Annotated in this window: 16 protein-coding genes and 1 pseudogene; 4 read left to right on the plus strand and 13 right to left on the minus strand. The window is 36.1% G+C overall.

From position 1 onward, the window contains the following. Positions 1 to 772, plus strand: a 772-nt coding sequence (locus tag PN497_RS10775) for a GUN4 domain-containing protein (protein WP_272110108.1), incomplete at its 5' end; no start/stop codon positions are given. A gap of 219 nt (positions 773 to 991) precedes the next feature. Here the strand turns inward: PN497_RS10775 and PN497_RS10780 are convergent. The 4 genes from PN497_RS10780 to PN497_RS10795 all read right to left on the minus strand — a co-directional run bounded on the left by PN497_RS10780 (position 992) and on the right by PN497_RS10795 (position 4,460). Beyond that, a complete protein-coding gene (locus PN497_RS10780) occupies positions 992 to 1,414 on the minus strand; it encodes an HNH endonuclease (RefSeq protein WP_096569185.1) in 423 nt (140 codons plus the stop codon). A 29-nt stretch (positions 1,415 to 1,443) separates the two neighbouring features. Further along, positions 1,444 to 1,800 carry a hypothetical protein gene (locus tag PN497_RS10785; protein ID WP_096569182.1) on the minus strand — a complete coding sequence of 119 codons (357 nt, stop codon included), beginning with the start codon at positions 1,798 to 1,800 and terminating at the stop codon, positions 1,444 to 1,446. 109 nt (positions 1,801 to 1,909) lie between these two features. After that, complete coding sequence (gene hemE, locus PN497_RS10790) at positions 1,910 to 2,962, minus strand: uroporphyrinogen decarboxylase (protein WP_096569179.1); 1,053 nt, start codon at positions 2,960 to 2,962, stop codon at positions 1,910 to 1,912. Positions 2,963 to 3,158: 196 nt separating this feature from the next. Then, positions 3,159 to 4,460 carry an ABC transporter substrate-binding protein gene (locus tag PN497_RS10795; RefSeq protein ID WP_096569177.1) on the minus strand — a complete coding sequence of 434 codons (1,302 nt, stop codon included), beginning with the start codon at positions 4,458 to 4,460 and terminating at the stop codon, positions 3,159 to 3,161. A gap of 315 nt (positions 4,461 to 4,775) precedes the next feature. On the opposite strand from PN497_RS10795, the gene PN497_RS10800 reads away from it, so the two are divergent. Further along, a complete protein-coding gene (locus PN497_RS10800; protein WP_096569174.1) occupies positions 4,776 to 5,849 on the plus strand; it encodes a glycosyltransferase family 4 protein in 1,074 nt (357 codons plus the stop codon). A 108-nt stretch (positions 5,850 to 5,957) separates the two neighbouring features. On the opposite strand, the gene PN497_RS10805 is transcribed toward PN497_RS10800, so the two are convergent. Next, positions 5,958 to 6,701 (minus strand): class I SAM-dependent methyltransferase, encoded by a 744-nt coding sequence (locus tag PN497_RS10805; protein WP_096569171.1) that lies wholly within the window; start codon positions 6,699 to 6,701, stop codon positions 5,958 to 5,960. Positions 6,702 to 6,891: 190 nt separating this feature from the next. Between PN497_RS10805 and PN497_RS10810 the strand changes: the two genes are divergently transcribed. Beyond that, on the plus strand, positions 6,892 to 7,635 hold the full coding sequence (locus tag PN497_RS10810) for a class I SAM-dependent methyltransferase (protein ID WP_096569168.1): 744 nt from the start codon (positions 6,892 to 6,894) through the stop codon (positions 7,633 to 7,635). Here PN497_RS10810 and PN497_RS10815 read toward each other — a convergent pair. From PN497_RS10815 to PN497_RS10830, 4 genes are all read right to left on the minus strand, one after another. Beyond that, a complete protein-coding gene (locus PN497_RS10815) occupies positions 7,604 to 8,536 on the minus strand; it encodes a S66 peptidase family protein (RefSeq protein WP_096569165.1) in 933 nt (310 codons plus the stop codon). The genes PN497_RS10810 and PN497_RS10815 overlap by 32 nt on opposite strands. A 302-nt stretch (positions 8,537 to 8,838) precedes the next feature. Beyond that, on the minus strand, positions 8,839 to 9,927 hold the full coding sequence (gene aroC, locus PN497_RS10820) for a chorismate synthase (protein WP_096569162.1): 1,089 nt from the start codon (positions 9,925 to 9,927) through the stop codon (positions 8,839 to 8,841). Positions 9,928 to 10,001: 74 nt separating this feature from the next. Further along, entirely contained in the window at positions 10,002 to 10,223 is a 222-nt protein-coding gene (locus tag PN497_RS10825) for a type II toxin-antitoxin system HicA family toxin (protein ID WP_096569159.1), read from the minus strand. Continuing rightward, positions 10,220 to 10,438: a type II toxin-antitoxin system HicB family antitoxin gene (locus PN497_RS10830; RefSeq protein WP_096569157.1), complete on the minus strand. Its 219-nt coding sequence runs from the start codon at positions 10,436 to 10,438 to the stop codon at positions 10,220 to 10,222. Before PN497_RS10830 ends, PN497_RS10825 begins: the two co-directional genes overlap by 4 nt. A 206-nt stretch (positions 10,439 to 10,644) precedes the next feature. On the opposite strand from PN497_RS10830, the gene PN497_RS10835 reads away from it, so the two are divergent. Beyond that, on the plus strand, positions 10,645 to 11,733 hold the full coding sequence (locus tag PN497_RS10835) for a hypothetical protein (RefSeq protein ID WP_096569154.1): 1,089 nt from the start codon (positions 10,645 to 10,647) through the stop codon (positions 11,731 to 11,733). A gap of 71 nt (positions 11,734 to 11,804) precedes the next feature. On the opposite strand, the gene PN497_RS10840 is transcribed toward PN497_RS10835, so the two are convergent. The 4 genes and pseudogenes from PN497_RS10840 to PN497_RS10855 form a co-directional block, all read right to left on the minus strand. After that, positions 11,805 to 11,981, minus strand: coding sequence for a type II toxin-antitoxin system HicB family antitoxin (locus tag PN497_RS10840; RefSeq protein ID WP_096569151.1), 177 nt, complete (start codon positions 11,979 to 11,981; stop codon positions 11,805 to 11,807). 36 nt (positions 11,982 to 12,017) lie between these two features. After that, the gene (locus tag PN497_RS10845) at positions 12,018 to 12,455 is read right to left on the minus strand and encodes a hypothetical protein (RefSeq protein ID WP_096569148.1); all 438 of its coding nucleotides are present in this window, start codon (positions 12,453 to 12,455) and stop codon (positions 12,018 to 12,020) included. 4 nt (positions 12,456 to 12,459) lie between these two features. Then, the gene (locus tag PN497_RS10850; protein WP_096569145.1) at positions 12,460 to 13,233 is read right to left on the minus strand and encodes a hypothetical protein; all 774 of its coding nucleotides are present in this window, start codon (positions 13,231 to 13,233) and stop codon (positions 12,460 to 12,462) included. A gap of 285 nt (positions 13,234 to 13,518) precedes the next feature. Continuing rightward, positions 13,519 to 13,593: pseudogene (locus tag PN497_RS10855) on the minus strand (photosystem II protein D1); the annotation flags it as partial.

Below are 13,593 nucleotides of genomic sequence, written 5' to 3' on the forward strand. Positions count from 1 at the left end.
ACAGTCAATGGGTAAACCTTTATTTATTAGTGATTTATATAGTTTAGGGGTAACTTGTTTGCATTTATTAACAGGAGTTAGTCCCTTTGATTTATATAGTCCGATGGAAGGGGAATGGGTATGGAGAGATTTTTTAAATGGGAATGTGGTAAGTGATGAATTAGGAAAGATTTTGGAAAAATTAGCAAGTCCTATTGCTAAATATCGTTATCAATCTGTTAAAGAAGTGATGCAGGATATCAATCCTATAAATCAACAAAATACTTCACAAATACCTATTAACCAAACATCTGTTAATATTTCTTCTCCATCTGTACCTAGTCGATATCAAAAACTAGAACAATTATTATCTACAGGTCAATGGAAAGAAGCAGATGAGGAAACAGCGCGGGTAATGTTAGCAGTAGCAAACCGGGAAAAAGAAGGTTTTTTAGATGCTCCAAGTATTGATAATTTTCCCTGTAATGACCTGTACACTATTGACAAATTATGGATCAAATATAGTAAGGATCGCTTTGGATTTTCTGTACAGAAACGGATTTATCAAAGTTTGGGGGGAACTAGAAAATATGATGAGAAAATTTGGATAGCCTTTGGTGATAGACTAGGATGGAGAAAAGAGGGAAAATGGTTATCCTACTGGTTATCCTACAAAGATATTACTTTTGATATAAAAGCACCAGAAGGCCACTTACCAGCACGGTTACGATGGAATACGGGAGGTTTAGGGAGAGGAGTTCTTTTCTCTCGCCTTGAGACTTGTGGACTGTAGAATTTAAAGATTACAGAAAAATATTAAGTCTGAATCAGGATAACCAGGATTAAAGGATGTACAGGATATTACCGTTAACCTACTAAAAAATAACATAGCCAAAGATCCCCGACTTCTATGATTATTAAACTGAATAAATGAAAAGATTAACAACAGAAGTCGGGGATATAACCCTACCCAAAAACCCAAACATTGACGACACAATGTTATGAATTTATATTAAAATAATGGTGGGTTTAATATACCAGCTTGTATAAGTAATTCTCGTTCCTTTAATCTATCAATACGATTGATTTGTAATAATTTTACAGTGACTCTTCCTACTGCTGTTAAAGGTATAAATTCAGTACCATTTAATTGAAAATGTTCGTGCCAATTATCTTGACGTGGATTATATAATGAAGTCAATAATTTTGTTACTGGATCAATTGATCCTATATCACTACCTTTGTGTTTATTGCACAAAACACAACAAAGAGCTAGGTTATTAGCTTCTGTTAAACCATCATGTTTTTCAGCAATAATGTGATCTATTTCATGAGGAGATAAGGTAGCAATTTCAGGAATTAAACAATATTCACAACAACCTTTAGCACGCTCATAAACTAATTTCTTCAGAGCAGATGGAATGTATTTACTCATATTTATTAAATAAATTATTTATAAATTATTTATGCTTCTGTTTTTAATTTTAATAGAGCTTTAGCTTTTGCTATCCTCACCAAATGCTCTAAATATTGATATTGTTCCCAAATCATTTCTTCAGCAGCAGTCAAACCTTGAGTCCGATTTTTTTCTAATAAATTACTAATTTGAGTTTGCAATTCTTCTGAAGGACGTAAAGCAATAATTTCTGCGGATGTTGGTAATTGTGCCAAAAATTCTAACACTTCTGCCATACCTGAAAACCCTGGTTGAGAAGCAGCATTTAATTCTCTAATTCCTAATTCTAAAATCTGTGGTAATTGCTGTTGAAATAATTGTAATTTACTTGCCAACTCTTCAGGAATATCTAAAGTAACTTGCATAACTTTTCCTTTAATTTGTGTTGTTGAATTTCATCATCTGCGTTCATCCGCGTTCATCTGCGTTCCCTAAAAATCAGGTGGGTAAAAAACCCACCCAATAAACCAGAAACTAAACCAAAGCGTTGAGATTTTTGGCAGTTTCAAAGAAATGAGCGACATTTTCTTCTGGTGTTTCTGGTAATACACCATGTCCCAAATTAAGAATATGTCCCCAGTCGCCGGCTTTGCGAACAGTGTCCAAAATGCGATCGCGGATAAATTCTTTAGAACCAAATAACACACCCGGATCAAGATTACCCTGTACTTTCACGTCTTTACCCAGTCTTCTGCGTGCATCTGCCATATCCACAGTCCAGTCAATGGTGAGGATATCTGCACCAGAGGTAGCCATTCTTTCTAAAAGTCCTGCACTACCAGTCACTAACAAAATTAACGGTGTGTCAGGATGAGTTTGTTTCACCAAATCAAACACCATTTTTTGGTAAGGTAAAGCAAAGGTATCATAGTCTTGGGGGCTTAATTGTCCTGCCCAAGAATCAAACATCTGCACCACTTGAGCGCCACAATCAATTTGATAGCGCACATAATCAGCAATGGACTCAGCCAACTTAGTTAATAGCTGATGCAGAATTTTTGGATCTGAGAAAGCCATGTTTTTAATGATGGAATAGGTTTTAGAACCTTTACCTTCCACCGCATAGGCCGCCAAAGTCCAAGGAGCGCCCACAAAACCCAAAACCGTTGACTTATCGCCGACTTCTTGCCGTAAAGACCCCAAAATGGTCTTAATAAACGGTAAAGCAGCTTCAGGATCTAGGGGACGCAGGTTATCAATTTGTGCTTGTGTGCGAATGGGCGAAAAAATAATCGGTCCCTTCCCTTCCGCAATATCCATGTCAATACCCATACCAGGTAAGGGGGTGACAATATCGGAAAACAAAATTACGCCGTCGGGTTGAAAAGCTTTCCAAGGTTGCAGGGAAACTTCGATCGCAACTTCAGGAATTTCTGAGCGTTCCCGAAAAGAAGGATATTTCTCCCGCAAGTCCCGATACGCTTTCATATAGCGTCCCGCTTGTCGCATCATCCATACAGGGGGACGATCTACTTTTTCACCGCGTGCAGCCCTAAGGAGGAGAGGAACTGTTGAGGAAACACCCATTTAACACTACATCCTAAGTCACTTTTATATTTCACTGTTTAGCTTATCATCCTCAGATTACGCTTGAGTCCTATCCTCCAAAAGCTCTAACACTTGCTTTACTTAACTTAATAAAACGTTAAAATTGATAATTTAGGAGTCAGGAGTCAGGAGTCAGGAGGTAAATATTTCTCCCCAGTCCCCAATGACCAATCACCTATTTTTCTCCCCAAATCACTTCTAACCGTTCCTGAGCTTGTTTTAGAGCGGCTTCAGGGGAAGATTTACCTAGTAATGTAGCTTCTATTGCTCTACCTAAACTATCAGAAATGCGACTATAACCAGCTATTGTAGGTCGAGAACCAGCCACAGGAATTTGGTCTACAAACACTTTTAACCAAGGTCTGGATTTGAGATATTCCTGATATTCTGGACTTTGTGCAGATTTGATATTTACAGGTAAAAAACCAGTACCCATTGCCCATTCGGTTTGAAATTGTTTACTGACAACAAACTCTAAAAATTCCAAAGCCGCTTTTTGTTTTTCTGGTGTAGTTTTCATTAAATAAAAATTGCCATTACCTATGACTGTAGCCCGTACTTTATTTTCAGGAATAGGAAACACACCAAAATCAACATTAGAGTTCTTAATATACGTCCAGGGTCCAGTAATTTGCATCGCTACACGACCTTGAATAAAAGCATCTTCTTCATAGCCTCTTTCCGGGGGAGAAAGAGTTGCTGAACCATCTTTAATTAAGTCTTGCCAAAATTGTAATGCTTGAATAGCATCTGGATTATTTAAGTTAGGATGGTTATTATTTAATATTTCACCACCTGCACCTAATAAAAAGGGAAACCAACTAAACACAGTCCATTCTTGCTTGCCTAAAGGTAATAAAATTCCATATTGTTCTGGACGTTGATCACCATTGCGATCAATAGTTAGTTTTTTGGCAACTTCCCTTAATTCTTGCCAGTTTTTAGGAGTTTCACTAATTCCCGCTTTTTTAAATAAATCATTTCGGTAAAAAATGCCCAGATTAGCAGTATAAAGAGGAACTGACCAGAGGTGATCATCTAATTGTAATTCCTCTATCACTTGCGGATAAATTTCCGATTTGGCCGCTGATTGATTAAACCAATCATCTAAAGGTTCAACTGCTCCTAATTCTACTAACTGTCCAGTTATTTGGGCAGAAAAATTTAAAATATCTGGAGCCGCATTACCTACCACTGCGGTTAATATTTTCGGTAATTGTTCCTCTGGTGTACCTGTGAAAATTGAGTCTACATGAATATGAGAATTTTCCTGATTAAATTGATCTACTAATTTATTGAATACATCCCGATTCACTGGCGGGTTAATTCCTTGCCATAAAGTCACATGAATGATATTATTATCTTTTTGAATATTCTGCTGACAACTAAATAGAAATAGGAAACAAGAAATCAAGATGATTACCGTTGTGAACATCCTCTGAGTGGAATTAAAAAACCGAATCCTGATAAATTTCATGTTGGTGGCTGAGAAAATTGCTGATTTATTAGGGATTTTCACTTGATCATTATATATCGTAATTTGTGATTTATATTCATTAACTCTCAAAATTTTATAGCCTAATTAAATGGCTACATATATCATGCTTGCACGCATTTAATCAAAGCCGCAATATATAAAACTCAGATTGGTAAATTAATTACCCGATGTCAAAGCAAAAATAATTAATCACTGGAGGCTGAAAAATTATCACAAAAATATAGTATTCCTATTTAATTTGTAGAGTTACTCATGTATGATGATAACTGCAATTTTTAATTGAGGATATTAATGATGAGTCAACCGACTTACAAATTATTATTTATGTCCACAGGTGTTGGTGCTTTGGGTTCAGGGTTAGGTGGTGGAATAGAAGTCACCCTCCCCAATATTGTCAAAGCAATGCAGCAAAGAGGACACACAATAGATATTGTTGCACCAGCAGGTTCTCGCAGTGGTTCGTTACCTTTGATAGAAATACCCGGAAATACACAAAATGCCGCCCAAGATCAAAAGTATGATGCAGAAATTGGCATTCCCACAAATTCAGTTTTAGCAAATATGTGGAGTTATGCTTATCAAGTACAGGGAAATTATGATTTAATTTTGAATTTTAGCTATGATTGGTTGCCATTATATTTAACGCAATTTTTTCCTCGTCCAGTAGCCCATTTAATTAGTATGAGTTCTTTACTGAATGCGATGGATGATATGATTGCCAAGGTAGCAACTCAGTTTCCTCATGCTATTGGTGTTCACTCAAAAACACAAGCTGCAACTTTTCCTTGCCCTGATGAATGTGTTTGTTTATTTAATGGATTAGACTTGTCTTTGTATCAGTTTTGTGATCAACCTGGTAATAGCTTAGGTTGGGTAGGGCGCATAGCACCAGAAAAAGGTTTAGAAGATGCGGTAGCAGCAGCAAACACTTTAGGAATGCCTCTAAAAATCTTTGGTTTGATGCAAAATGAGGAATATTGGCAACAAGTTCGCCAAGCGTATCCCGATGCACAGATAGATTACCAAGGATTTGTCTCTACAAACGAATTACAAGCGGGACTGAGGGAATGTCAAGCTATGTTAGCTACTCCCCACTGGATAGACGCTTTCCCCACTGTAGGTTTAGAATCTTTAGCTTGTGGAGTACCGGTGATTGCTTATAGTCGGGGCGGTTTAGTGGAAATAGTGGAAGATGGCAAAACTGGGTTTTTGGTTGAGCCAGATAGTGTACAAGGTTTAATAGATGCTGTTAAACGGGTACACACTATTGATCGTCAAAATTGTCGCCAGCAAGCAGAGAGTTTATATTCTTTGGAAGCAATGGGCGCTCGTGTAGAACAATGGTTCGAGAAGATTTTGCACAGATAAGAAAAAATCAATAGTTTGCTTATTCCTTATCTGTTTTTACTGAACATGATATGACAGCAAAATATTCAAAATCTTTTGGGGTAAGCATCTTGCTTACCTCCAATTATTTTATGATACTTGGCGTAAACGTTGAGCTTCTGCACCAAAATTCGGATTTTCAATTACATGATTGGGTTGACTCCATTGAGAGTTTTTTGGTGTAATTAAGGAAAAGCAATCACACAAAATATCGCCACACCAATTAACTATTTCTTGGTGAAAACATTGTAAGCCAGCCTCTTGGGAGTATTGCTCAAATAGTTTAGCACTCATGCTTTCTGCTCGCCAATGAATGTTTTCTACCTCTAGCTTTCCAGTAGCGGGATTGAGATAATTGCCCAAGTTAGAATGATGGATAAATCCTACACCATTGGGTTTAAGTTTCAGGGCTATCTGTTGTAAATAGGATTGAATGACATCTTTTTCCACATGGACTAAGGAATCAAAACTAAAAATGAAATCAATAGATTCATCTTCAATCATGGTTAATGATTTTCCATCATTGACATGATATGTAATGTGAGAACAATCTGCAAAGCGTTCTTGACAAGCGGCAATACACTTTTCAGTTAAATCTACGATAATTAAATCTTGACAATAATCCTTTAAATATTGTGTCCAACGTCCAAAACCAGGAGCTATTTCTAATATTGTTGTTCCTGTTTTTGTCTCAGGAATAAAGGTTTTAATTCGCGGATGTATAGTTCCAAAAAAACAGTTATCCGTTCCACCCCATGAACTCGACCATTCATTACCCTGATCTTTCCAATCGTAGTTAGACCATTTATTTAAGTTTTCCTGAACACTAGGCATTTTGATCTCCTATCAATGAAAATATGTTAAAAATACGAAGATACAGCACTTAGGCTAGAGTGTGTACTTAGGACTATGCAGCAGTTTAGGTCAATTTCCGATACAATTGTGAAATTGATGTGCTTTTAGGCATAATATCAAATATTACGCATGATTTAGCTAAATTATTGTATTCAGCAGGTAGAAAAATATGATCACACCACCTATTCCATCTTTTTTAAATAGCTTTTGGGAAGATGCTTTTAGTTTAAAGCAACATCTTCAGGAATTTTTAAGTTTGGATGAGCAAACATTAGAAAGTAAATTAGCTGCTGGTCAAAAAGAAATGGCTGAGTTAGGCCATAAAGATTTTGACTGGGAAAAAGCTACAGCTTTCTATCAGGATCAGGTAAAAAATGAGTATCTTTTTGAGCTTGGAGCTTGGCATTTAAACAGTCATGATTATATTGGTAATACTTTACTATTAATTGCCAAATATGCCCAAGGTAGGGTATTAGATTTTGGTGGGGGAATTGGTACTCATGCTATTGGTGCTGCACTTTCGCCAAATGTTAAAGAGGTGTTTTATTTTGATATTAATCCGATTAATTGCGAGTTTGTCGAATATCGAGCTAAACAATTAGGGTTAGACAAAAAAATAATTTTGTGTCAAGAAATGCCTAGTTCAGAAATGTTTGATACTATTGTTTGTTTTGATGTTTTAGAGCATTTACCAGATCCTATTCAACAATTACTTACATTCCATCAGTCTTTAGATGATGCAGGAAAAATCATTATGAATTGGTATTTCTTTAAAGGTTTTAATCAAGAATATCCTTTTCACCATGATGAACCAGAATTGCTAGATAGGTTTTTTCAGACATTACAAACTAAATTTGTAGAAGTTTTTCATCCTTATTTAATTACTGCTCGTTGTTATCGCAAATGGATTTAATTTCATGGACAATTTCTAATATTCCCTGATCTGCGTCTAATGTTGCTTTTACCCCCACAGGTAAAGCGGCATTAGGGCTATCATGACCAAAGGGTAAATCGGAAACAATGGGAATATTGAGATCAGATAAGCGATCGCCCAAAACCTCCTCTATACTCAAACTGGGTATATTCGGAGGTGCATCACACTTGGTAAAACCTCCCAAAGCAATACCGCGAACCTTAGATAGCATACCACTTAACCGCCATTGAGTTAACATCCGATCAATTCGATAGGGTGGTTCTGTCACATCTTCCAAAGCCAATATTACACCATCTAGATCAGGTAAAAGCGGTGTACCTAAAAGATGGGTAGCCACTGTCAGATTACCAGGAAGTAACACCCCTGTCACTGTACCACCACCCCAACCATTACCCTTTAAAGGTGCGATCGCTCGACCTGCTAAAATATCAAGTAACCGTTTTATTGACCATTCTGGCTCATCTTTGAGGGTAGTGAGTACGGGACCATGCACACCAGAAATACCAACTTTATAGAGACTCCAAAGCAGGGCTGTGATATCAGAAAAACCGATCAACCATTTAGGATCAGCCGTTTTTTGTTCCCAAGTCCAATTTTCCAAAATGCGGGTACTACCGAAACCACCCCTAGAGCAGATAATACCGCGACATTCTGGATCATGCCATGCTGCGGCCAGTTGTTGACGACGGTGATCATCATTACCGGCAAGATAACCATGTCTACTTTCTAGATTATCGCTAATTTGGATATTGTAACCGTGCGCTTTCCAAATTTCTAGACTTTTTTCAAAAGCTGCAAATTCTCTTAACGCACCACTAGGAGCAATAACGCGCAATAAATCACCGGGTTTTAGAGGAGGAGGTAAGATGATGGGAGGCATGAATTTTAATTTATAACTAACCGCAAAGTACGCAAAGTTCACAAAGAAAGAACTCAAGCAAAAAATTTTTATTCAGTATTCATCTCAATTAAGTAAGATATCATACAGGACTAACTAAAAATTCCTCTTCTAACCTCTTTCCTTTGCGTTCTTTGTGTCCTTTGCGGTTCGTTTTCTTCTATTTCCTACAAATGAACCACGAAGACACGTTCACCGAAGGTGTTCCCGAAGGGTAGGAAGCGAAGAAAAGAGAGTTTTAGAGAGATTTTCAGTTATTTTGTAAGTTCTGAATTTGAAAATCTCTACAATAACTTACACTGTCCATGATGCCTTAAAAGATGATCGCATAAAACCAAAGCTACCATCGCATCAACCATAGGAACAGCACGGGGTAACACACAAGGATCATGTCTTCCCTTTCCTGCTAAAACCGTTTCTTCTCCTTCTTTAGTGACGGTTTTTTGTTCTTTTCTAATAGTGGCGGTTGGTTTGAAAGCAACTCGTAAAATAATATTTTCGCCGTTGGAAATTCCTCCTTGAATACCTCCAGAACGGTTCGTTAATGTTCTAATTTCTCCGTTTTCATCAATATAAAATTCGTCGTTATGTTCAAACCCTGTTAATAATGTTCCGTCAAAACCTGAACCAATTTCAAAACCTTTACTTGCAGGAAGTGACATGACTGCTTTTGCTAAGTCTGCTTCTAATTTATCAAAAACTGGTTCTCCTAAACCTTTGGGAACATTCCGCACCACACATTCAACTAAACCACCAATAGAGTTACCATCTCTACCAGTTTTTTCAATTAACTCTATCATTTGGTTGGCAATTTCCCCATCGGGACAACGCACAATGTTACTTTCTACATCTTCCAAGGTGACGGTGTTTGTATCAACATTTCCTTCTAAGTCTTTGATGCGTTTAACATAGGCGATAATTTCTACACCTGCAACTTGACGGAGAATTTTTTTAGCGATCGCACCAGCAGCTACCCTACCTATTGTCTCACGCGCTGACGACCTTCCGCCACCTTGCCAATTTCTAAATCCATATTTTGCATCATAGGTAGCATCCGCATGGGAAGGACGGTATTTTTGCGCCATCTCATCGTAGTCTTGGGAACGGGTATCTTTATTTCTGACTAAAATTGCGATGGGTGTTCCCAGGGTTTTACCTTCAAATGTCCCTGACAATATCTCACAGGTGTCTGCTTCTTTGCGGGGTGTTGTGATTTTACTTTGTCCTGGCCGTCTTCTGTCTAGTTCAAATTGAATTTCTTCCGGGGAAATTTCCAGTCGTGGGGGACAACCATCAATTATAACACCCACACCGCCGCCGTGAGATTCGCCAAAAGTCGTGATTCGGAAAAGATGACCAAATGTGCTACCCATGTTGTTGAGGAAATACAGTCTGAATTATGTATTTTACATGGTGTTGTACCAGAGATCATGCCTTTATTGCTGTGTCACAATAATTCAATAAATTCATCTACACTTAAACCTGCTTGTCGAATAATTCCTCGCAAAGTACCCCTATCTAATTCTTTATGATCTGGTACAGATATTGTAGTTCTCGGTTCTTCACGAACCAATATAATGTGACTTCCTCTTTGTCTATCTACAAAAAAGCCGATTTTTTCTAATGCTTTCACACACTCTAAACCTGAGACAATAGGTAATTTACTCACACCAACACTACCTCAACTGTATCTTCTGGAACAGGTTCACCTCTATCTTGTAAAACTTCAATATATAGAGATATTGCTTCTTCAATATTAGCTAAAGCTTCCTCACGGGTTTTACCCTGACTAATACAACCGGGTAAACTGGGTACTTCAACAACAAAATACCCATCTTCACCATGAGATAACAGCACTTTACGTTGAGATTTCATTGTTTTCATAGTTCAAGGATTTTTTTGATGGAATAAACAATCTGGTTCAATTTATTTTATTTAGGTAAATCATTTATATGATATAACATTATTTGTCAATTTGCCAAATGTATTTTAAATTGAGATTGGCATTGTTAACGCTATGTTGATTATGCAAATTACAAACCGTGATGTAAAATGGTTATGATATAAAGAAACTTCCAAAAATATACATTATGATGCAGTTTACAGTATTCTACTCTTGGCAATCTGATTTACCAAAAGAAACTAACCAAGGAGTAATTAAAGGGGCTATCGGAATAGCGAGCAATAAACTGGAAAATGAGTTTAAAGAAATTGATTTACGTATTACTTTAGATGAAGCAACACGTGATCTACCTGGAAGCCCTCATATACCATCCGCTATTTTTGATAAAATTGCATCTGCTGATGCCTTTATTTGTGACATAACTACAATTAATAAAGAAGTTATAGAAGCTATCAAAAACCTGCAAGCTACAGAAGGTAGAAAAAAGCCACAAGAAGTAAGAACTGTTCCCAACCCAAATGTAATGATTGAACTAGGATATGCAATTGCGCTTCTTGGTTGGGAGAGAATAATTATGTTATTCAATACATCCTATGGTGATTTAAAAGATGCACCTTTTGATATAGTTGTCAATCGCATTACTGACTATAATTCAAGTCCTAAAGCAGAATATTTTACAGAAAAGCAGTTGCAAGGAAATCAAAAACAACTCAGCCAGAAAATTCATGAAGCCTTAAAACTAATTATTGAAAAATCGCCGAATAAACCAAAATACAAAGCTGAACTTACCCCAGAAGAAATAAAGCGTAAGCGTGACATTTCCACTATTCAAACTATTCTGGAAACAATTCATATAACGAGTATTAAGAACCATATAAACGAAGCTCCACAAAAAGTTTATACTGAAATATTCTACTTTTATAACACTTTTGAAGGAAAATTGACGAGCGGAAACTACCACCTTTATGATGATAAACTTAAAGACTTAGTAGAGAAAGTTCATGTTACATGGGGTAAAACTCTTTCATACGGTGAACATTATCATTTTCCACCAGGTCGTTGTCTCTTTTTTCAAGTTCATGACTATATGCCATTAACCGACAAACAACAAAAAGATTGGAATGATATTGAAAAAGCTTTAAGAGAGCTTGAATCAGTATTTGATGAATTGCTGAATTACATTAGAGAAAATTATTTAGAAATTGATCTTCAAGAAACAACCTCTACAGCGTGGCGTGAATATGTTGATTTCATGAATGAAAATAAAAATGAATAAAATTTAATCATAAAAATTCCCATCCTGTAAATCCTTAAATCCTGGACATCCTGATTCAGACAAAAATAAATTTAAAACATCTTCTCAAATTCTGATAATGTTTCTATATATAATTCAACTGCTTCCTTGATATTTGCTTGTACTGCTTCTAATGAATCACCTTCAGATTGACAACCAGGAAGTTCAGGACAATAAGCATAATATCCATGTTCATCTTTTTCAATGACAATACTAACTTTATAGGACATAAAATAAACTTTCCTTGTTTACTAAAACATTGACTATCATATCATATTGTCCCCTTTCCCTTTATTTTGCAATATAAAAATACGCTGCTTTACTTCGTTCAAAATTTCTTGATTATTTATGTCAGGCTGTTTTGCACATTCTAATTCTAACCTTTCAACTAAATAACCATAAACCTCTAAACCCTTTTCATAATTTTCCGGTTGATGCAATAAATCATCACAAACCTTTAAAGTATCAAAAGCAAATTGATAATTACCCTGTTCACAATGATGATAAAAAGCATCAATATAATCTGTTAAATCATCTTCCCAATCCCAATTTTCCAGCCAATCACCTTCTATATCATCAACATAAAGATGAATATAATCAGCACCATAATTTTGCTTATCTAGTTGCAATTGTTGGGATGCTTCCAAATATTTCCAATCTATCTCAGAACTGGACTGATTATAAATCTTTACATCGTTAGTCATAATACTATCCAGGGAAGGGTATAACAGTAATAAAATTAGTTGGGCGATCGCTACTCTCTTTTAGCATAACATCAGCTAACTTGAGTAGATTGTTTGGACTGTTCACTTGATTATCATGAGCAACCAATAAAGCCCTTTTAATACCCCAACATGATAGAGTGTTATTCCATCGCTGCTGCTTATTTAGAAAATCAGGGTTGGGTTGTCCATCCTGCAAGTTAGAAATACCTGTAAGTTGAACAAAAATAGGCTCAAGTGTACTAGGAACATGACTAACAAGTAAATCTGTAGCCATAGATAAATCTAGAATGTAACGGTTAGAAGCACTCCCATCATTTCTAGAGTTGATAGTTTTAGTCAAATTTAAAATTAAATCTTCATCATTACCAGTATACTCTTCTTGTATCAGTTTTTCAATCCAGTAAGAAAATTTTGGATCTTCTTGACTTAACCATTTAGGCAAAATTACCGTATACCAATAATACTCAGTTACAGATATATTCTTTTGTTGGCAATATCTTTCTCTTTCTGCTGGAGATAACTTTAAAAGTGGTTGGATTGTATATAGATAAGTTTCAATATCATAATAAAATTCATTCAGGAAGTCTATTAAAAACCGTTTTTTCTCCAAAATTTCGTTTTTATATTTAGATAGTGTAGTTCCAATTTCATTAATCCTAGCTGCTAACTTAGGTTCTATAAATAAAGCTTTCTTTTTTAGAAGTTGCAACCTGGGCTTAATCTCATTTGCTTGTAGTCTAATCCTGTTTTTGGTCAAGTCAAATCTCCATCAACCGTTATTAAGGTAATTTTATACCATTTTGTTTATTAAGTTTATCAAACATGGGTATTCCAGAAAAACATCCCATCAAAATTATTTAACATTTACTTTTGCAGTAACTAAAACGTAAAATATGTAATAATTCCTACCTTCCTGAAACTCCTTAAAATTTCCATCCTGTACATCCTTAAATCCTGGATATCCTGATTCTGACAAAAAAATACCCCCCATTTCTGGAGGGTATTTTCTTATTTAACTAAGCTTATTAAACCCAGTTTCAGATTAACCGTTGATTGCAGGAGCAGTCAAAGCAACAGGAGCAACTTCACCAGCAGCTAAGTCTAAGGGGAAGTTGTG

This window comes from Sphaerospermopsis kisseleviana CS-549 (genome assembly GCF_028329225.1).
Lineage (GTDB): Bacteria > Cyanobacteriota > Cyanobacteriia > Cyanobacteriales > Nostocaceae > Sphaerospermopsis > Sphaerospermopsis kisseleviana.